16 protein-coding genes and 1 tRNA gene are annotated in these 18,450 nt (G+C 67.1%); 3 read left to right on the plus strand and 14 right to left on the minus strand.

The features are described 5' to 3' along the window. Positions 1–14 precede the first annotated feature (14 nt). The 7 genes from BA022_RS02440 to BA022_RS02470 form a co-directional block, all read right to left on the minus strand. The gene (locus BA022_RS02440; RefSeq protein ID WP_088886446.1) at positions 15–1,199 is read right to left on the minus strand and encodes a pyridoxal phosphate-dependent aminotransferase; all 1,185 of its coding nucleotides are present in this window, start codon (positions 1,197–1,199) and stop codon (positions 15–17) included. 87 nt (positions 1,200–1,286) lie between these two features. Next, entirely contained in the window at positions 1,287–1,820 is a 534-nt protein-coding gene (gene nusB, locus BA022_RS02445) for a transcription antitermination factor NusB (protein ID WP_088886447.1), read from the minus strand. Continuing rightward, positions 1,817–2,281, minus strand: coding sequence for a 6,7-dimethyl-8-ribityllumazine synthase (gene ribH / locus BA022_RS02450; protein WP_047350450.1), 465 nt, complete (start codon positions 2,279–2,281; stop codon positions 1,817–1,819). Before ribH ends, nusB begins: the two co-directional genes overlap by 4 nt. Positions 2,282–2,284: 3 nt before the next feature. Continuing rightward, entirely contained in the window at positions 2,285–3,406 is a 1,122-nt protein-coding gene (gene ribBA / locus BA022_RS02455) for a bifunctional 3,4-dihydroxy-2-butanone-4-phosphate synthase/GTP cyclohydrolase II (RefSeq protein WP_088886448.1), read from the minus strand. Positions 3,407–3,664: 258 nt separating this feature from the next. After that, positions 3,665–3,922, minus strand: coding sequence for a 2Fe-2S iron-sulfur cluster-binding protein (locus BA022_RS02460; protein WP_088886449.1), 258 nt, complete (start codon positions 3,920–3,922; stop codon positions 3,665–3,667). A 115-nt stretch (positions 3,923–4,037) separates the two neighbouring features. Further along, the gene (locus BA022_RS02465) at positions 4,038–4,952 is read right to left on the minus strand and encodes an SPFH domain-containing protein (RefSeq protein WP_011805920.1); all 915 of its coding nucleotides are present in this window, start codon (positions 4,950–4,952) and stop codon (positions 4,038–4,040) included. Between the two features lie 79 nt (positions 4,953–5,031). Further along, entirely contained in the window at positions 5,032–5,463 is a 432-nt protein-coding gene (locus BA022_RS02470) for an NfeD family protein (protein ID WP_011805919.1), read from the minus strand. 170 nt (positions 5,464–5,633) lie between these two features. On the opposite strand from BA022_RS02470, the gene BA022_RS02475 reads away from it, so the two are divergent. Further along, entirely contained in the window at positions 5,634–8,003 is a 2,370-nt protein-coding gene (locus BA022_RS02475; protein WP_088886450.1) for an arginine/lysine/ornithine decarboxylase, read from the plus strand. 110 nt (positions 8,004–8,113) lie between these two features. Here BA022_RS02475 and BA022_RS02480 read toward each other — a convergent pair whose 3' ends face one another. The 7 genes from BA022_RS02480 to BA022_RS02510 all read right to left on the minus strand — a co-directional run bounded on the left by BA022_RS02480 (position 8,114) and on the right by BA022_RS02510 (position 16,665). Next, entirely contained in the window at positions 8,114–9,103 is a 990-nt protein-coding gene (locus BA022_RS02480) for a DNA ligase (protein WP_088886451.1), read from the minus strand. A gap of 244 nt (positions 9,104–9,347) precedes the next feature. Continuing rightward, positions 9,348–9,423: transfer RNA gene (locus tag BA022_RS02485), tRNA-Thr, on the minus strand. A gap of 11 nt (positions 9,424–9,434) precedes the next feature. Beyond that, the gene (locus BA022_RS02490) at positions 9,435–10,454 is read right to left on the minus strand and encodes a class 1 fructose-bisphosphatase (RefSeq protein ID WP_015913677.1); all 1,020 of its coding nucleotides are present in this window, start codon (positions 10,452–10,454) and stop codon (positions 9,435–9,437) included. An 11-nt stretch (positions 10,455–10,465) separates the two neighbouring features. After that, the gene (gene pepN / locus BA022_RS02495) at positions 10,466–13,174 is read right to left on the minus strand and encodes an aminopeptidase N (protein ID WP_088888495.1); all 2,709 of its coding nucleotides are present in this window, start codon (positions 13,172–13,174) and stop codon (positions 10,466–10,468) included. A gap of 48 nt (positions 13,175–13,222) precedes the next feature. Continuing rightward, positions 13,223–14,327 (minus strand): peptide chain release factor 2 gene (gene prfB, locus BA022_RS02500; protein WP_011805914.1). Its coding sequence is split into 2 segments (ribosomal slippage): positions 13,223–14,245 and positions 14,247–14,327, totalling 1,104 coding nucleotides; the frame shifts between segments, so codons are not numbered across the junction. Between the two features lie 187 nt (positions 14,328–14,514). After that, on the minus strand, positions 14,515–15,522 hold the full coding sequence (locus BA022_RS02505; RefSeq protein ID WP_088886452.1) for a diaminopimelate dehydrogenase: 1,008 nt from the start codon (positions 15,520–15,522) through the stop codon (positions 14,515–14,517). A gap of 207 nt (positions 15,523–15,729) precedes the next feature. Beyond that, a complete protein-coding gene (locus tag BA022_RS02510) occupies positions 15,730–16,665 on the minus strand; it encodes an alpha/beta fold hydrolase (RefSeq protein ID WP_088886453.1) in 936 nt (311 codons plus the stop codon). Positions 16,666–16,792: 127 nt separating this feature from the next. On the opposite strand from BA022_RS02510, the gene BA022_RS02515 reads away from it, so the two are divergent. Together BA022_RS02515 and ybaK are read left to right on the plus strand one after the other, a co-directional pair. Next, the gene (locus BA022_RS02515) at positions 16,793–17,854 is read left to right on the plus strand and encodes an aldo/keto reductase (protein ID WP_088886454.1); all 1,062 of its coding nucleotides are present in this window, start codon (positions 16,793–16,795) and stop codon (positions 17,852–17,854) included. A 65-nt stretch (positions 17,855–17,919) separates the two neighbouring features. Then, a complete protein-coding gene (ybaK, locus tag BA022_RS02520; RefSeq protein WP_088886455.1) occupies positions 17,920–18,420 on the plus strand; it encodes a Cys-tRNA(Pro) deacylase in 501 nt (166 codons plus the stop codon). The last annotated feature ends 30 nt before the right edge of the window (positions 18,421–18,450 follow it).

The following is an 18,450-nucleotide window of genomic DNA, read 5'->3' on the forward strand; positions in this document are numbered from 1 at the left end:
CATGCCGGGAGGGGTCAGCCGATCAGGCGCTGCAGGCGCGCCACCGCCTCCTGCAACTGCGCCATGGAGTTGGCCGTGGAAAAGCGCACGAAGCGTTGGGTGTCGGCCGTGCCGAAGTCGCGCCCCGGCGTGATGGCCAGATGGGCACGGCGCATCAGCTCGTAGGCGAAGTCCCAACTGCCGGCGACGCCCAGGCGCTCGGCGGCCTGCGTGCAGTCGGCCCAGGCGTAGAAGGCGCCATCGGGCTGCACCGGCACCGTGAGGCCCAGTGCATCGAGTGCGGGGATGAAGTAGTCTCGCCGCGCCTTGAACTCTGCGCGGCGGCGTTCGTACTCGGCGATGCTGTCCGGCTCGAAGCAGGCCAGCGCCGCATGCTGCGACACCGTGCTGGCGCAGATGAACAGGTTCTGCGCCAGACGCTCCACCACGGGCACCATGGCTTCGGGCACCACCATCCAGCCCAGGCGCCAGCCGGTCATGTTGAAGTACTTGCTGAAGCTGTTGATGCTGATGATGTCCTCGCCCAGCGCCAGCGCCGTCTGGCCGAAGGCGTCGTCATAGGACAGGCCGAGGTAGATCTCGTCGATGATCGTGAGCCCACCCTTGCCGCGCACCACATCGTGGATGCGGCGCAGTTCGTCCGGCGCAATCGAGGTGCCCGTGGGGTTGGAGGGCGATGCCAGCAGCACGCCGCGTGTCTTGGTACCCCATGCGGCCTCGACCTTGGCGGCGCTGAGCTGGAAGCGCTCCTCGGCCGTGGTGGGGATCAGCACCGCTTTGCCTTCCGCCGCGCTCACGAAGTGGCGGTTGCAGGGGTAGCTGGGGTCGGGCATCAGGATCTCGTCGCCCGCGTCGATCAGCGCCAGGCAGGCCAGCTGCAGCGCGGCCGATGCGCCGGCCGTGACCACGATGCGCCGCGCCGGCACATCGACGCCAAAGCGCTCGGCATACCAGCCGCTGATGCGCTCGCGCAGCGCCTCCAGGCCCAGGGCGTTGGTGTACTGCGTGGCCCCGCTGCGCACCGCGCGGTCGGCCGCCTCCACCACCAGGGGGGGCGCGGTGAAGTCGGGCTCGCCGATGTTCAGGAAGATCATCGGCTCGCGGGTGCCGGCGACCTCGCGCGCCAGGGCCTGGGCGGCCTTGGCCACTTCCATCACGTAAAAGGGTTCGATGCGCTCGGCGCGGGTGGAAAACTTCATGGCGATGCAACGTGCAGGCACCCGCCGGCTGAGGCCAGCGGCGCTGAGGGAAAGAACAATGCGAAGCGGCGCAAGAGGGCGGGGCCTTCAGCCGCGGGCGCCGGCCTTGTCGGCCGCGACCTCGGTGGCGCGTAATTGCGGCGCCAGGCCGTTGAGCACGCCGTTGACGTACTTGTGGCCGTCGGTGCCGCCGAACTCCTTGGCCAGCTCGATGCACTCGTTGATGACCACGCGCCAGGGCACGTCCTGGCAGTGCTGGAATTCGTATACGCCGATCCACATCACCGCATGCTCGATGGGCGAGATCTCGCTCATCTTGCGGTCCAGCTGGGGCGCGATCAGCTCGTCCATGTACTGGGCGGTGGTGATGCAGCCGTGCAGGAGCGCGTCGTAGTGCGCCGCGTCGGCCTTGTGAAAGCCCGACAGGTCGCGCGTGAACACGTCGATGGCTGTGGCATCGTTGCCTCCTACCAGGTGCTGGTAGAGCGCCTGCAGGGCGAATTCGCGCGCGCGGCTGCGGCCCGACTTGGAGCCGGCCTTGCGCGCGCCGGTGCCGGTGGTGCCGGTGCGCGGCTGGCGCGGCGGCCGCGCGGATGGCGTGGGGTTGGCGGAATCGGTCACGACAGCTCCTCCAGCAAGTTGGCCATTTCCACGGCCACGCGGGCCGCGTCCACGCCCTTTTCGGTCTGGCGGGCGAGGGCCTGTTCCAGGTTTTCGGTGGTGATGATGGCGTTGGCGATCGGTACCTGGTAGTCCAGGGCCAGGCGGGTCACGCCCGCGCCAGATTCGTTGGCCACCAGCTCGAAGTGGTAGGTCTCGCCGCGGATGATGCAGCCCAGCGCGATCAGCGCGTCGTACTCGTCGCGCTCGGCCAGGGCCTGCAGCGCCACGGGCACTTCCAGCGCGCCGGGCACCAGCACGTGGCGGATGTGCTTTTCCTGCACGCCCAGGCGCAGCAGCTCTGCACGGCAGGCCGCGGCGAGGGTGTTGGTGATGTTCTCGTTGAAGCGGGCCTGCACGATGCCGATGTGCAGCTTCTTGCCATCGAGCTTGTCCGCGGTTCCTTTGTCTGCGCCAAACATGTCTTATTCCTTGGGGATGTAGCCGGTGATTTCGAGTCCATAGCCCACCATGCTGGGCATGCGGCGCGGCTGGCCCATGAGCTGCATCTTGGCCACGCCCACTTCGCGCAGGATCTGCGCGCCCACGCCGTAAGTGCGCAGGTCCATGCGACCGCGCTCGGGCGCCTGGGCGGCGCGGGCCGTGCCTTCGAACTGCTCCAGCAGTTGCTCGGCACTCTCGCCGCAGTTCAGCAGCACGGCCACGCCCTGGCCGTGGTGGTGGATGTATTGAAGGCTGGCGTCCAGGCTCCACGAGTGCATGCTGCGGCCCACTTCCAGCAGGTCCAGCACCGACAAGGGCTCGTGCACGCGCACGGGCACGCTCTCTGCGGCGTCCCACTGGCCCTTGACCAGGGCCAGGTGCACGGCCTGGCTCGGCTCGTCGCGGAAGGCGTGCATGGTGAACTCGCCGAACGCTGTGGTGATCTGGCGCGAAGCCACCTTGTGCACCAGCGACTCGGTGCGGCTGCGGTATTCGATCAGGTCGGCGATCGTGCCGATCTTGATGCCGTGCTCGGCCGCAAACAGCTGCAGGTCGGGCAGGCGGGCCATGGTGCCGTCGTCCTTCATCACCTCGCAGATCACGGAGGAGGGGCTGCAGCCGGCCATGGCGGCCAGGTCGCAGCCGGCCTCGGTGTGGCCGGCGCGCATGAGCACGCCGCCATCCACCGCCTGCAGCGGGAAGATGTGGCCGGGCTGCACCAGGTCGGCAGCCTGGGCGTTGGCGGCCACGGCGGCCTGCACGGTGCGCGCGCGGTCGGCGGCGCTGATGCCGGTGGTCACGCCCTCAGCCGCCTCGATGGAGACGGTAAAGGCGGTGCCCATCTTGGTGCCGTTGCGCGCCACCATGGGCGGCAGGCGCAGGCGCTCGCAGCGTTCGCGCGTGAGGGTCAGGCAGATCAGGCCGCGGCCGAAGCGCGCCATGAAGTTGATGGCCTCGGGCGTGACATGGTCCGCGGCGATCACGAGGTCGCCTTCGTTCTCGCGGTCTTCTTCATCGACGAGGATCACGATGCGGCCGGCGCGCAACTCGGCCACGATGTCCTGGACGGGCGAGATGGGCGCGGGCGTGAGGGGGGTGGTCATGCAGGGCTTTCGGATGGGCCATGCGGGCCGGGGCGGTGTGCGTTCCCCGGCGGGCGGGCAACGGGCGTGCCCCCAAAGAACGGCGATGCGGCCCCTGCCGCACGGAGGAGGGACGCGCGGTCCCGAAGCGGCCAATTCTAGTCGCGCCGCCGGGCCGTTGTCCGCGCGCCGCCGCGGTAAGTCTGCCGCAGGTGGGGGCAAGCGGGCCGCAGGTTGCGCTGCCTCAACCGTACCGGTGCGCGGAGCGCGGCACAGGGCTCAGATGGCGGGGGCCTCCAGCTTCACGTCGCTCACGGGATAGGCCACGCAGGGCAGCACGCAGCCCTCGGCCTTTTCTTCTGCCGTCAGGCCCGGCCAGTCGATGGCATAGCGCACCTCGCCCTCCGCCAGCACGCCGATGCAGGTGCGGCAGGTGCCGTTGCGGCAGGAGCTGGACCAGTCGATACCGCCTTGCTCCAGCGACAGCAGCAGCGGCTGCTCGGGCCAGGCATCGCACTGGGTGCCGTCGTCGCCCACGCGGGCCGTGAAGAAGGGGCTACGGGGGAATTCATGCGAAGTTCTAAGCGAAAAGTGGCTCCAGCGCTTGTGGGGTGAGCGCTGGTAGCTATAAAAAAAGAGCGAAAGCGTTGGGTCAGCTGCGCTGCTGCGTCTGGATCATCTTCATGGCCGAACTGACGAGTGCGGATACCTCGGTCATGTTGCTGGGCACGATGAGCGTGGTGGTGGCGTCCGCGGCCACCTTGCCATACGCCTCCACGGCCTTTTCGGCGACCTTGAGCTGCACGGCCTGCTCGCCGCCCGGCTGGCGGATGGCGGCGGCAATGCGCTCGATGGCCTGGGCGGTGGCGTCGGCCACGGCGGTGATGGCGGCTGCCTCGCCCTGGGCGTTGTTGATGGCGGCTTGCTTTTCACCTTCGGAGCGGGCGATGAAAGCCTCACGCTCGCCGGTGGCGATGTTGATCTGTTCCTGGCGGCGGCCTTCCGAAGCGGCGATCAGCGCGCGCTTTTCACGCTCGGCGGTGATCTGGGCCTGCATGGCGCGCAGGATCTCGGCGGGCGGCGTCAGGTCCTTGATCTCGTAGCGCAGTACCTTCACGCCCCAGTTCAGCGCCGCCTCGTCGATGGCCTGCACCACCTGGGCGTTGATCATGTCGCGCTCTTCGAACGTTTTGTCCAGCTCCAGCTTGCCGATCACGCTGCGCAGCGTGGTCTGGGCCAGCTGCGAGATGGCGGTGATGTAGTTGGACGAACCGTAGCTGGCGCGCATGGGGTCGGTCACCTGGAAGTACAGGATGCCGTCCACCTGCAGCTGGGTGTTGTCCTTGGTGATGCAGACCTGGCTGGGCACGTCCAGGGGGATTTCCTTCAGGCTGTGCTTGTAGGCGATGCGGTCGACGAAGGGGATGATGAACTTCGGCCCCGGCGTGAGCGTGCCGGCGTACTTGCCCAGGCGCTCCTTCACCCAGGCATGCTGCTGCGGCACGATCTTGACGGCGCGCGCGATGAAGATCACCGCGATGACGAAGAGGATGATGGCGATTTCCATGAGGTTTTTTCTTTCTGTGCCGCGTGCGGCGGTGAAGGGCAGGGCGGATGGTAGCGAGGCCGCCCTCGGTTCCGGATGACTACAGCGGATCCACCAGCAGGCGGTTGCCCACCAGTTCGGCCACGCGGTGCGGGCCAGTGGCGGGCGTGATGCCCGGGCGGTGGATGGCGGTCCAGCTCGCGCCGCGGTACTTCACGACGGCCGTGCCGTCGGGCTGCCAGGCGTCGATGAACACCGTCTCGCCCACGTCCAGGTTCACGCTGCGGTCGGCCCGCGCGGACGGCTCGCCCGGCCGGCTGCGGCGCTTGACGTAGGCCCCCAGCACGGTGCCGGCCCCGACCAGTGCGCTCACCAGGATCTGCGCCGTGTTGCCCAGGCCCGCGTGGGCCGCGAGTGCGCCGGCCGCCAGGCCCACGGCCAGCATCAGCAGGTAAAAGGTGCCGGTGAGCAGCTCGGCCACCACGGCCACCCCGGCCATGAGCCACCAGAGCGTGGATGCGTCCAGATTCATGCGTGTTTTCTCCTTCCCTCTCTGTCGGGTGCGCGCCGGCGGGCGGCGCGGTGTTGTTTCCAGGTCGATGGATTCTGGGCGAAATGCTGCGGTGTTCATAGGGATAGCACGCATATTCCTTACACTGCGCGCCTCTTTCGTTTTTTTGGCCCGGTCATCGGAGGCAGCGCATGAAATTTCGCTTTCCCATCGTCATCATCGACGAGGACTATCGTTCAGAGAACACCTCCGGCCTGGGGATTCGGGCGCTGGCGCAAGCCATCGAGGCGGAAGGGTTCGAGGTCCTGGGCGTGACCAGCTACGGCGACCTGTCGCAGTTCGCCCAGCAGCAAAGCCGCGCCAGCGCGTTCATCCTGTCGATCGACGACGAGGAATTCACGCTGGGCACGGGCCAGGATCCCATCGTGCACAGCCTGCGCACCTTCATCGAAGAGGTGCGCCGCAAGAACGCCGATGTGCCGATCTACGTGCACGGCGAGACCAAGACCGCGCGCCACCTGCCCAACGACATCCTGCGCGAGCTGCACGGCTTCATCCACATGTTCGAGGACACCCCCGAATTCGTGGCCAAGCACATCATCCGCGAGGCCAAGAGCTACCTGGAGGGCGTGCAGCCGCCATTCTTCAAGGCGCTGCTGGACTACGCGGAAGACGGCTCCTACAGCTGGCACTGCCCGGGCCACTCGGGCGGCGTGGCGTTCCTCAAGAGCCCCGTGGGCCAGATGTACCACCAGTTCTATGGTGAGAACATGCTGCGTGCGGACGTCTGTAATGCCGTGGAAGAACTGGGCCAGCTGCTGGACCACAACGGCGCCATCGGCGAGAGCGAGCGCAACGCCGCGCGCATTTTCAACGCCGACCACTGCTTCTTCGTGACCAACGGCACGTCTACCTCCAACAAGATGGTGTGGCACCACACCGTGGCACCGGGCGACGTGGTGGTGGTGGACCGCAACTGCCACAAGTCCATCCTGCACAGCATCATCATGACCGGGGCGATCCCCGTGTTCCTGAAACCCACGCGCAACCACTTCGGCATCATCGGGCCCATTCCGCAAAGCGAATTCGAGCCCGCGACCATCCAGGCGAAGATCAAGGCCAACCCGCTGCTCAAGGGCGTGGACGCCAAGAAGGTCAAGCCGCGCGTGCTGACCCTCACGCAGTCGACCTACGACGGCGTGCTCTACAACACCGAGACCATCAAGGGCATGCTCGACGGCTACGTCGAGAACCTGCACTTCGACGAGGCCTGGTTGCCGCATGCGGCCTTCCACCCGTTCTACGGCAGCTACCACGCCATGGGCAAGAAGCGCGCGCGGCCCAAGCAGTCGGTGGTGTACGCCACGCAGTCCATCCACAAGCTGCTGGCCGGCATCAGCCAGGCCAGCCATGTGCTGGTGCAGGACAGTCAAACGACCAAGCTGGACCGTCACCTGTTCAACGAGGCGTACCTGATGCACACCTCGACCAGCCCGCAGTACAGCATCATCGCCAGCTGCGACGTGGCTGCAGCCATGATGGAGCCGCCCGGCGGCACCGCCCTGGTGGAGGAAAGCCTGGTCGAAGCGCTGGACTTTCGCCGCGCCATGCGCAAGGTGGAGGACGAGTTCGGCAAGGACGACTGGTGGTTCAAGGTCTGGGGCCCCGACAAGCTCGCCGACGAGGGTGTCGGCCGTGCAGATGACTGGATCATCCGCGGCGACGCCAAGGGCAAGAAGAACGGCCCGAGCAAGTGGCATGGCTTCGGCGCGCTGGCCGACGGCTTCAACATGCTGGACCCGATCAAGTCCACCATCGTCACGCCCGGCCTGAACCTGGACGGCAAGTTCGACAAGACCGGCATTCCGGCCAGCATCGTCACGAAATACCTGTCGGAGCACGGCGTGGTGGTGGAGAAGACGGGCCTGTACTCGTTTTTCATCATGTTCACCATCGGCATCACCAAGGGCCGCTGGAATACGCTGCTGGCCGCGCTGCAGCAGTTCAAGGACGACTACGAGAAGAACCAGCCCATGTGGCGCATCCTTCCCGAGTTCTGCCAGCAGCACAAGCGCTACGAGCGCATGGGCCTGAAGGACCTGTGCCAGCACGTGCACCAGCTGTACGCCAAGTACGACATCGCCCGCCTGACGACCGAGATGTACCTCTCGGACCTCACGCCCGCCATGAAGCCCAGCGACGCCTACGCCCACATTGCGCAGCGCAAGACCGAGCGCGTGGAGATCGACCAGCTGGAAGGCCGCATCACCACCAGCCTGATCACGCCGTACCCGCCCGGCATTCCGCTGTTGATCCCCGGCGAGGTCTTCAACAAGAAGATCGTGGACTACCTCAAGTTCTCGCGCGAGTTCTCCAAGCTCTGCCCGGGCTTCGAGACCGACATCCACGGCCTTGTGGAGATCGAGGACGACAACGGCAACGTGCGTTATTACGCCGACTGCGTGGCGCAGGGTACGGGCGGCAGCCGCAAGCCCCGCGCCAACGACCCTGAGTCGCTGGTGCAGGTGGGCAGCGACGGCCCGTTTGGCCGCACCATCTGAAGTGCCGGCAGCGCCTCTCGCAGGAGGGGCGGGCTGAAAAGGGGCGGGCGACCGCCCCTTTTGCTTTTGTTCTGATAGCTGGCAGCGCTTGCTGGGTATGCGCTAGGACCTCATTTGCCTCTGTTTCTTGCTGGGCCGGGCTCCAGATTGGCCTGCCCGCCGGCAGCGGCTGCGTTGGCCGCGGAGGGCGCGGAGGGCGCGTCGGCGCGCACTCGCCAGAAGCGCGCAAACCGCGGCAAGCCGCTTGCGTGGGTGCCGTTGAAGCGGTAGGTCACCACGGTGCCCGCCGGCGGTGGATTGCGCCGCACCGCATCCGGCAGGCCGCTGCCCAAGCGCAGGCGCCGGCCGTCGGGCAGCGCCACCAGCAGCGCGCCGGTCTGGCCCGCGTATTTGCCGCGTCCGGGCTCTTGCCCTACCACCACGGCCTCCGCATCCTCGAAGGTCTTGAGCTTGAGCAGATCATCGCTGCGCCCGCCACGGTAGGGCGCGTCGTCCCGGCGCAGCATCAGTCCCTCGGCGCCGGCCTTCTCCAGCCGGTGCAACTGCCCCATCAATTCCGTGTGGCTGGACACCCGCCATTGCGCGGCAGGCTGGACCCACGGCTGGCCCAGATGGGCCACGGTGCGGCGCAGCAGGGGCAGGCGCTCGCCGAAACCGCCCGGCACGCGCGGCAGGTCGAACACCATGTACCGCAGCGCGCGCCACCGGGCATCGTCGGGCGTGGCCTGCGCCACGGCCGCCTGCGCGGCGGCAAACTGGCCGCGGCCGGCCCACAGTTCGCCATCCATCGGTACCGGCGGCCAGCCGGCGGTGAACCACGCTGGCGCCCGGATGGGCAGGCCCTGCCGGCTGATCAGTTGCTGACCGGTCCAGAGGGCGCGTACGCCGTCGTATTTTTCGCTCACCCAATAGTCCGCGACCACCACGCCCGGGTGGTAATGCTGCGCCAGCGTGGGCGAGGGCGCCGCCGGGTCCGCGGAGGAGGGCGACTCCAGGGCAGCAGCCGGCTGCGCGTTTGCTGCTCCTACACAAGCAGCGACGACCAGCACCCAGGCCCGGCGCCGGAGGGCCAACAGTGCGAAGTGCGTTGCAGGGAGCATGGCAGAGTCCGGGTTCAGGGACTCTGGATTGTCGGTGCTGGAAGCAATATGCAAAAAAGATAGCGGCCAGCGCTTGCTGGATGGTCGCTAGAGGTCGAAGGGATCTTTAAGTCGGCTTTGCGGTGCGGTGGGTGGATGGCAGAGAAGCCGCAACGCATGGTTCAAAGCTCCCGAGAGCGGCGGACTTCCCATGCACTCCGCAAAGCAAAAGCCCCTGACTCTTGCGAATCAGGGGCTTTCATTGTGGTGCCGGAGACATGAATCGAACACGCGACCTTCTCATTACGAATGAGCTGCTCTACCGACTGAGCTACACCGGCGAAGACTCACATTATATACCGGAGTGGTAACTTGTCACGCGATCGACCTCATTCTTTGAGCCCAGGATCACGCTCACGCGTTCGTGCAACTGGGCGGGCTGGATGTCCAGGATGCGCTGGCGGCCGTTGGTGGCGGCGCCGCCTGCCTGCTCGACCAGCCAGCCCATGGGGTTGGCCTCATACATCAGGCGCAGCTTGCCGGGTTTGTTTGGCTCGCGCTTGTCCCAGGGGTACATGAAGATGCCGCCGCGCATCAGTATGCGGTGCACGTCGGCGACCATGCTGGCGATCCAGCGCATGTTGAAGTCCTTGCCGCGCGGGCCTTCCTTGCCCTGCAGGCATTCGTCGATGTAGCGGCGCACGGGCGCATCCCAGTGGCGCATATTGCTCATGTTGATCGCGAATTCCTTGGTGTCTTCGGGAATACGGATGTTCTCGCGCGTGAGCACGAAGGAGCCCTGTTCGCGGTCCAGCGTGAACATGGCCACGCCGTCGCCCACGGTCAGCACCAACGTGGTCTGCGGACCATAGATGCAGTAGCCTGCTGCGACCTGCTGGTGGCCGGGTTGCAAGAAGTCGGCTTCGGTGACGGGTTCGTCGGTGGTGGGATCGTCATGGTGCTTGTGCAGCACCGAGAAAATGGTGCCAATGCTCACGTTGACGTCGATGTTGGACGAACCGTCCAGGGGGTCGAACATCAGCAGGTACTCGCCCTGGGGAAAGCGGTTAGGCACCACATAGATCCCATCCATTTCCTCAGATGCCATCGCAGCCAGATGCCCGCCCCATTCGTTGGCTTCGATCAACACCTCGTTCGCAATGATGTCCAGCTTCTTCTGCACCTCACCCTGAACGTTCTCGGTTCCGGCGGTGCCCATCACGTCGCCGAGATCGCCCTTGTTCACGGCGAAGCTGATGCGCTTGCAGGCGCGCGCAACCACCTCCACCAGCAGGCGCAGCTGCGGGGGGATGCGGCCATGGACGCGCTGCTGCTCGACAAGGTAGCGGGTGAGGCTGATACGTTCGGTCATGGAGGCCTTTCTTAATCGGCAAGGGCGCGGGTGACGACTTCGCGCACGTCGTTGGAGAGGTCGGACTTGGCGGCCACGCGGGAGATGGCTTCGTGGGCGGCCGTGCGGTAAGGCTCGGCGAGCTTCTTCCAGCGGTCCAGCGCACGCGCCAGGCGGGCGGCCACCTGGGGGTTGAGACTGTCCAGCTCCAGCACGCGGTCGGCCCAGAAGACGTAGCCGGCGGCGTCGGTGCGGTGAAAGCCCCCGGGGTTGCCGTTGCAGTAACTGAAGATCACGCTGCGCGCGCGGTTGGGGTTCTTGATGTGGAAGTCCGGGTGCTTCATGAGCTGGCGCACGGCCGGCAGCACCTGGCCGCCGCGGTCGGGCGCGCCCGCCTGCAGCGCGAACCACTTGTCCAGCACCAAGGCGTCGTCCTTGAACAGCGCATGAAAGCGCGCCAGCGCGGGCGCTGCCAACTCGTGGCCGCTGCCGACCAGCGCCGCCAGCGCGTTGAAGCGGTCGGTCATATTGCCCGCGTCCTTGAAGCGCTGGTAGGTCTTGCCGGGCCACACGATGTCGCCGCTGGAACGCGCGGCCAGGCACAGCATGCCCAGGGCCAGGCCGGCCAGGGCGCGGCGGCCCGCCGACACGGCATCCGGGCGGTAGCCGCCCGTGGCGTGGTGCTCCTCCCAGGCCCAGACCCAGTCGTCACGCAGGGCCAGGGCCAGCTGCTCGCGCAGCGCCTCGCGCACGGCATGCACGCGCTGCGGGTCCACCGTGTCCAGCTGCTCGGCGATGTAGCCCTCGGACGGCAGGGTCAGCACCAGTTCCTTGAAGGCCGCGTCCAGCGTGGGGTGGCGCAGTACGTCGCGCATGGCCTGCACCAGCGGCTGGGGCAGGAGGTTCTGGCCGATTTGGCCGTTTACGCCCGCCAGTAAAGCGCCATCAGCTATCGCATTGATAGCGATGCGCAGCATCAGGCGCTGGCCGGCTTCCCAGCGGTTGAAGGCATCGCTGTCGTGCGCCAGCAGGGTGAGCAGCTCGGCGTCGCTGTATTCGCAGTCCAGGACCACCGGTGCGCTGAAGGAGCGCAGCAGCGAGGGCACGGGCGGCACGTCCACCCCTGTGAAGGTGAGCGTCATCTCGCCCTCGGTCAGCACCACGGTGCGCTCCGGAGCGCCCGCCGCGGCTTCGCTGTCCAGCTGCAGTGCCAGGGCGCGGCCGTCGGTGCCCACCAGGCCCAGCGTCACGGGGATCACAAAGGGCAGCTTGTCGGGCTGGCCCGGCGTGGCGGGGCAGCTTTGGGACAGCGTGAGCGTGTAGCGGCGTGCGTCGGCGTCGTACTGGCCAACGGCCTTCACGCGCGGCGTGCCTGCCTGGGAGTACCAGCGCTTGAATTGCTCCAGGTGCTGGGCCAGCGGGCTGCCGGGGTTGGCGTCGGCCATGGCCTGGGCGAAGTCGTCGCAGGTCACGGCCTGGCCGTCGTGGCGCTCGAAGTACAGCTTCAGCCCCTTGGCAAAACCGTCGCGCCCGACCAGGTTGTGCTGCATGCGCACGACCTCGGAGCCCTTCTCATAGATCGTGACGGTGTAGAAGTTGTTGATCTCGACATAGCTGTCGGGCCGCACGGGGTGCGCCATGGGGCCCGCATCCTCGGGGAACTGCACGGTGCGCAGCACGCGCACGTCCTCGATGCGCTTGACGGCGCGCGCGGACGGGCTGCCAGCCATGTCCATGCTGAATTCCTGGTCGCGAAAGACGGTGAGGCCTTCCTTGAGCGACAGCTGGAACCAGTCGCGGCAGGTGACGCGGTTGCCTGTCCAGTTGTGGAAGTACTCGTGGCCCACTACGGACTCGATGTTGGCGAAGTCCACGTCCGTCGCCGTGGCCTGGCTGGCCAGAACGTACTTCGTGTTGAAGATGTTCAGGCCCTTGTTTTCCATGGCGCCCATGTTGAAGTCGCTGGTGGCGACGATCATGAAGCGGTCCAGGTCCAGGCTCAGGCCGAAGCGCGCCTCGTCCCACGCGATGCTGGCCATGAGGGAGTTCATGGCGTGCTCGGTCTTCTCCAGGTCGCCCGGGCGCACGTACACCTGCAGCAGATGCTCGCGCCCCGCGCGGCTCTTGATCTTCTGCTCGCGCGCGACCAGCTTGCCGGCCACCAGGGCGAACAGGTAGCTGGGCTTCTTGTGCGGGTCCACCCACTTGGCGAAGTGGCGGCCGTCTTCCAGCTCGCCGCTGTCCACCAGGTTGCCGTTGGACAGCAGCACGGGGTAGTCGGCCTTGCTGGCGCGCAGCAGCACGCTGTAGCTGGCCATGACGTCGGGGCGGTCCAGGAAGTAGGTGATGCGCCGAAAGCCCTCGGCCTCGCACTGCGTGAAGAAGGTGCCCTGGCTCACGTACAGGCCCGATAGCTGGGTGTTCTTGGCGGGCGCGCAGGTGGTGAAAATCTCCAGCTCGAAGGGCTCGGTGCCCTCCGGCAGGTTTTCCAGCACCAGCTGGCCGCCGTCCAGCTTGAACGAGGTGCCGGCGCCGTTGACCATCACGCGCGCCAGGTTCAGCTCGTCGCCATCCAGGCGCAACGGCTGCGCGGGTACGTCGGCATTGCGGCGCACGCGCAGGCGGCTCAGCACGCGGGTCTTGGCCGGGTCCAGGTCAAAGGTGAGATCCACCGTGTCGATCCAGTACGCGGGGGCCGCGTAGTCGGCACGGTGGATGGCGATGGCTTGTCCTTCTCTCATCATGGCGATGGGCTTTCCAATCTGTGCGGGCGCGTTTGCACGCCCTGTTTAGACACCCTGCTTGAGCGAGGCTTCGATGAACACGTCCAGGTCGCCGTCCAGCACCTTCTGCGTGGCGGAGACTTCGACGTTGGTGCGCAGGTCCTTGATGCGGCTGTTGTCCAGCACGTAGCTGCGGATCTGGTGGCCCCAGCCCACGTCGGTCTTGGTGTCTTCCAGCTTCTGCTGCTCTTCCATGCGCTTGCGCATTTCGAAGTCATACAGGCGCGAGCGCAGGCGCTGCCAGGCCACGTCGCGGTTGCTGTGCTGGCTGCGGCCATCCTGGCACTGCACCACGATCCCCGTGGGAATGTGTGTCAGACGGACGGCCGAATCGGTCTTGTTGATGTGCTGGCCGCCCGCGCCCGAGGCACGGTAGGTGTCGGTGCGCACGTCGGACGGATTGATGTTGATCTCGATGGAGTCATCGATCTCGGGGTAGACGAACAGCGAGGCGAACGATGTGTGGCGCCCGCCCGATGAGTCGAACGGCGACTTGCGCACCAGGCGGTGCACGCCGGTCTCGGTGCGCAGCAGGCCGTAGGCGTACTCGCCCTCGATCTTGATCGTGGCGCTCTTGATGCCGGCCACGTCGCCCGGGGTTTCTTCTTCCACCGTGGCCTTGAAGCCCTTGCGCTCGGCGTACTTCAGGTACTGGCGCAGCAGCATGCTGGCCCAGTCGCAGGCCTCGGTGCCGCCGGCGCCGGCCTGGATGTCCACGAAGCAGTTCAGCGGGTCGGCCTCATTGCTGAACATACGGCGGAATTCCAGCTCCTCGATGAGCGGGCGCAGCTTCTCGGCCTCAGCTTCGATGGTCGTCAGGCCGGCCTCGTCGCCTTCTTCCTTGCTCATTTCGTAGAGCTCGGCGTTGTCGGCCAGCTCGGTGGTGAGCTTTTGCAGCGTCAGCACCACGGCGTCGAGCGACTTCTTTTCCTTGCCGAGCTCCTGGGCCTTCTTGGGGTCGTTCCAGACAGCCGGGTCTTCTAGCGATGCGTTGACGGTGCGCAGGCGTTCAAACTTGGCATCGTAGTCAAAGATACCTCCGTAGCTCTTGGGTCCGCTCGGTCAGGTCTTCGAGGGTGGTGCCGATGAGGTTGATGCGTTCTGCTTCCATGGTGCGGGTGTCCTGGTGGTGTCTTGTGAATAACGCGCGATTTTCTCATGGCGGGCTGATGCCCCCGCTAACGCACCCTGCAGCGCCGGGAACCGGCCGGGGTTATATGTGGTTGCTATCTTTACAATAGCTATCTGCGATTGTTGGGTGGGCGCTAGAGGCTGTTTTGGCCTGATACCCGCGGGGCTTACAGGAACTGCTCGCGCAGTTCCGCCGCGCTCTTGGCCGACAGCAGGGCGGGCGCCACGTCCAGCACGGTCTTGCAACCGAACTGACCCGCCGCGTGCATGCGGTGCACCGCGCGTGCATAGGCCACCAGCACGCTGGCGGTGAACTCGGGGTTGCTGTCCAGCTGCAGCCGGTATTCGATGACCTGCCTGCTGGACGCCGAGGTGTTGCCGCTGCGGATCACGAACCCGCCGTGCGGCATGGCGCCATGGTCGCGCGCCAGTTCCTCGGCGCTGATGAACTGCACCGTGGTGTCGTACTGGTCAAAGTAGTGCGGCATGCCGACGATGGCCCGGCGCACCGCGTCAGCGTCGGCACCGTCCTGCAGCACCACGAAGCACTCGCGCCGGTGCTTCTCGCGCGTGGACAGCTCGGGACGCACGCCGCTGCGCACCTTGTCCACTGCCTCGGGCACGGGGATGGTGTACTGCACGCCACCCGCCACGCCGGGCACGCGGCGCACCGCGTCGGAGTGGCCCTGGCTCAGGCCCTTGCCCCAAAAAGTGTAGGTGGCCCCGTCGGGCAGCAGGGCCTCGCCCACCACGCGGTTGATGGAGAACAGGCCCGGGTCCCAGCCGGCCGAGATCAGTGCGGTGGTCTGGCCGGCCTGGGCCGCGGCGTCCACGGCGGCGAAATGCCCGGGGATGCGCGCATGGGTGTCGAAGCTGTCCACCAGGTTGAAATGCGCGGCCAGCTCGGGGCTTTGCCAGGGCAGGTCGTCCTTGGAGCCGCCGCACAGCACCAGCACATCGATAGCGCCCTTGTGGCGCAACAGGCTGTCCATGCCGTGCACCGGAACGCTTGCGCCCAGCGGCTGGAGCTGCGCGGGGTCGCGGCGCGTGAAGATGCCGGCAATCGCCATGTCGGGGTTCTTGGCGATTGCGGCCTCGACGCCGCGCCCCAGATTGCCGTAGCCGACGATGCCGATGCGGGTGGCGGGAGGGTGGGCGTCGCGGTTCTGGTCCATGCGGTGGGGCTACCTTTCGAGGGCTGACAACAAAGCGGCAAAGCGCGGTTGCCCGATTGTCGGCCACGGGCGGCAGCGCCTGCCACGACACCGCGCTGCGCGGCGGGGATATCTGCAGTGGGGCCGCCCGTGAGCAGCGGCCGCGCCCGTTGCACGACGCACAGGCGAGCGTGGGCAGCGCGAGCGCCGCGTGCGCAAGGCGTCGACTCAGGCTGCGGGCGCCGGCCCGGCCACGAACGCCTCGATCAGCGCCGCCACGGCCCGCGGCTGGTCGTGGTGCAGCATGTGGCCTGCGTTCTCGACGACGGCATGCCGCACGTCGCGCACCTGGGTCAGGCGCTGGTGGTATTCCTGCAGCGTGTAGCGGCCCTTCCACCACTGGCCCAGGCTGTCGTCGCTGGCATGCACCGAGAGCACCGGCGCGGTGATGGCCTGGTACAGCGCCAGCACCTCGTCCACCCGGTACAGCTGCGGGTTCACGATCTTGTGTGCCGCATCGCCCTGGATGTGCCAGCGGCCCTGGGCATCTTGCGCCGCCCAATGGCGGGCGAGCCATGCGGCCTTGTCCGAGGGCAGGCGCGGGTTGGTCTTCATCAGCCGCAGGGCCACGCCATCGGCGCTGTCGTAGTGCTTCAGGGCCAGGTCGCCGCGCTCGAATTGGCGGATCTCGTCCATCCACTGCGCCAGCCGCTGGGGGGCCTGCGCCGGCTGGGTGGCGGGCAGGCCGAAGCCCTCCAGGTTGACCAGGCGGCGGATGCGCGATGGCCGCGCGCCGGCATACAGCATGGCCACGTTGCCGCCCATGCTGTGGCCCACCAGGTCCACCGGCTGCTCGCCGGCATAATGGTCCAGCAGCTGGTCCAGGTCGGCCAGGTAGTCCACGAAGTGGTAGCTGTCGCTCGGTGCGGGCGTGCGCGTGTGGCCGAAGCCGCGCCAGTCCGGCGCGATGATCTGGCGGCCCGCGGCAAAGGCGGCGCTGAAGGCGTCCACCACGAACTGGTAGGACGCGCCCACGTCCATCCAGCCATGCAGCAGCACGAGGGGCGGCGCATCGGCGGGGCGCTCGCCCCAGACCCGCACGTGGTAGTGCAGCGTGCGAACGGGAACGGTCTCGGTGCGGCAAGGGCGTTGGGCTTGGTACATGGGTGGATTATTTCGCGGTGAACCGTCCGCGGCGCGTCGTGGCCGCGACAACGCGGCGGAGTGGGCGCGGCCTGCGCGATGTGACGCGAATCCGTAAACTCGGGCGCAACTGTCTTTCGGAGCCTGCATGCATACCCTTCCCCTTGGCCACAGCGACCTGCACGTCACGCCGATCTGCCTGGGCACCATGACCTTTGGCGAGCAAGTGGCGGAGCCGGCGGCGCACGCCATCCTCGACCGCGCGCTGGAGCGCGGCGTGAACTTCATCGACACGGCCGAGATGTATGCCGTGCCCGCGCGCGAGGCCACCTGTGGCGCCACCGAATCCATCATCGGCCGCTGGTTTGCCAGCCGCCCGGGCATGCGCGGCAAGGTGGTGCTGGCCACCAAGGTGGCGGGCCCGTCGCGCGGCATGCCGTGGATCCGCAAGGGCCAGGGCATGACGGCGGCGGACATCGTCGACTCGTGTGAGGGCAGCCTGCGCCGGCTGCAGACCGACGTGATCGACCTGTACCAGATCCACTGGCCCGAGCGGCACGTGCCCGCGTTCGGCACGCTGTACTACGACCCGTCCAAGGAAGTCAGCACCACGCCCATCCACGACCAGTTGGAAGCACTGGCCGGCCTGGTGCGTGCGGGCAAGGTGCGCTATGTCGGCCTGTCCAATGAGACGCCCTACGGCGTGCACGAGTTCGTGCGCCTGGCGGAGCAGCACGGGCTGCCGCGCGTGGCGTCGGTCCAGAACCCGTACTGCCTGCTCAACCGCAGCTGGGAAAACGCCATGGACGAGACGTGCCACCGCCTGGGCGTGTCGCTGCTTGCGTATTCGCCGCTGGCGTTCGGCCTGCTCACCGGCAAGTTCGACCAGTACGCGCCCGCCGACGCGGGTGCGCCGCAACAGGCGCGCATCGCGCGCTATGAGTCGGTGCGCAAGCAGCGCTGGGGCCGTCCCGAGGCGCTGGCTGCGGCGCGCCGCTACAACCAACTGGCGCGTGACCACGGCCTGTCGCCCACGCAGATGGCGCTGGCCTTCTGCTACCACCAATGGCGCGTGAGCAGCACCATCATCGGCGTGACATCCCTTGCGCAACTGGACGAAGACCTGGATGCGTGGGACACGCGCCTGTCGCCCGAACTGCTGGCTGCCATCGATGCGGTGCGCTGGGAGATGCGCGATCCGGCGCAATGAGTTTTAGATCGAATCGGCCTGTAACGCTTGACTGGTAAGCGCGGGCAGCTATTGTTTTTGAGTTTATGGCCAAGAAGGACAAGACCGCCCACGTGAGCGAAACCCCTGCCACGCAACTGCTGCGCGCGCACAAGGTCGCCTTCACGGAGCACCCGTACGACTACGTGGAGCATGGCGGCACCGAGGAGTCGGCGCGCCAGCTGGGATTGGACGAACACGTGGTGGTCAAGACGCTGGTGATGCAGGACCAGGACGCCAAGCCGTTGATCGTGCTCATGCATGGCGACTGCAAGGTGTCCACCAAGAACCTTGCGCGCCAGATCGGCGCCAAGAGCGTGGAGCCCTGCAAGCCCGAGGTGGCCAACCGCCACAGCGGCTACCTGGTGGGCGGCACTTCGCCGTTCGGCACGCGCAAGCAGATGCCGGTGTTCATCGAGGAGAGCATCCTGCAGCTGCCGCGCATTGCCATCAACGGCGGGCGCCGCGGCTTCCTGGTGCAGCTGGACCCGCAGGCCTGCGTGCAGCTGCTGGGTGCGCGGCCGGTGCAGTGCGCGCTGGCAGAATAGGGCGGTTTTGCTTTTGTCATTCACCTTCCC

Source organism: Diaphorobacter nitroreducens (assembly GCF_002214645.1).
In the GTDB taxonomy this organism is placed as follows: domain Bacteria; phylum Pseudomonadota; class Gammaproteobacteria; order Burkholderiales; family Burkholderiaceae_C; genus Diaphorobacter; species Diaphorobacter nitroreducens.

Coding starts and splice junctions, on each gene's coding strand:
- BA022_RS02440 (WP_088886446.1), bottom strand. CDS start 1,199: ATGAAGTTTTCCACCCGCGCCGAGCGCATCGAACCCTTTTACGTGATG.
- ribH (WP_047350450.1), bottom strand. CDS start 2,281: ATGTTTGGCGCAGACAAAGGAACCGCGGACAAGCTCGATGGCAAGAAG.
- ribBA (WP_088886448.1), bottom strand. CDS start 3,406: ATGACCACCCCCCTCACGCCCGCGCCCATCTCGCCCGTCCAGGACATC.
- BA022_RS02465 (WP_011805920.1), bottom strand. CDS start 4,952: ATGGAAATCGCCATCATCCTCTTCGTCATCGCGGTGATCTTCATCGCG.
- BA022_RS02470 (WP_011805919.1), bottom strand. CDS start 5,463: ATGAATCTGGACGCATCCACGCTCTGGTGGCTCATGGCCGGGGTGGCC.
- BA022_RS02475 (WP_088886450.1), top strand. CDS start 5,634: ATGAAATTTCGCTTTCCCATCGTCATCATCGACGAGGACTATCGTTCA.
- BA022_RS02480 (WP_088886451.1), bottom strand. CDS start 9,103: ATGCTCCCTGCAACGCACTTCGCACTGTTGGCCCTCCGGCGCCGGGCC.
- BA022_RS02490 (WP_015913677.1), bottom strand. CDS start 10,454: ATGACCGAACGTATCAGCCTCACCCGCTACCTTGTCGAGCAGCAGCGC.
- pepN (WP_088888495.1), bottom strand. CDS start 13,174: ATGAGAGAAGGACAAGCCATCGCCATCCACCGTGCCGACTACGCGGCC.
- BA022_RS02505 (WP_088886452.1), bottom strand. CDS start 15,522: ATGGACCAGAACCGCGACGCCCACCCTCCCGCCACCCGCATCGGCATC.
- BA022_RS02510 (WP_088886453.1), bottom strand. CDS start 16,665: ATGTACCAAGCCCAACGCCCTTGCCGCACCGAGACCGTTCCCGTTCGC.
- BA022_RS02515 (WP_088886454.1), top strand. CDS start 16,793: ATGCATACCCTTCCCCTTGGCCACAGCGACCTGCACGTCACGCCGATC.
- ybaK (WP_088886455.1), top strand. CDS start 17,920: ATGGCCAAGAAGGACAAGACCGCCCACGTGAGCGAAACCCCTGCCACG.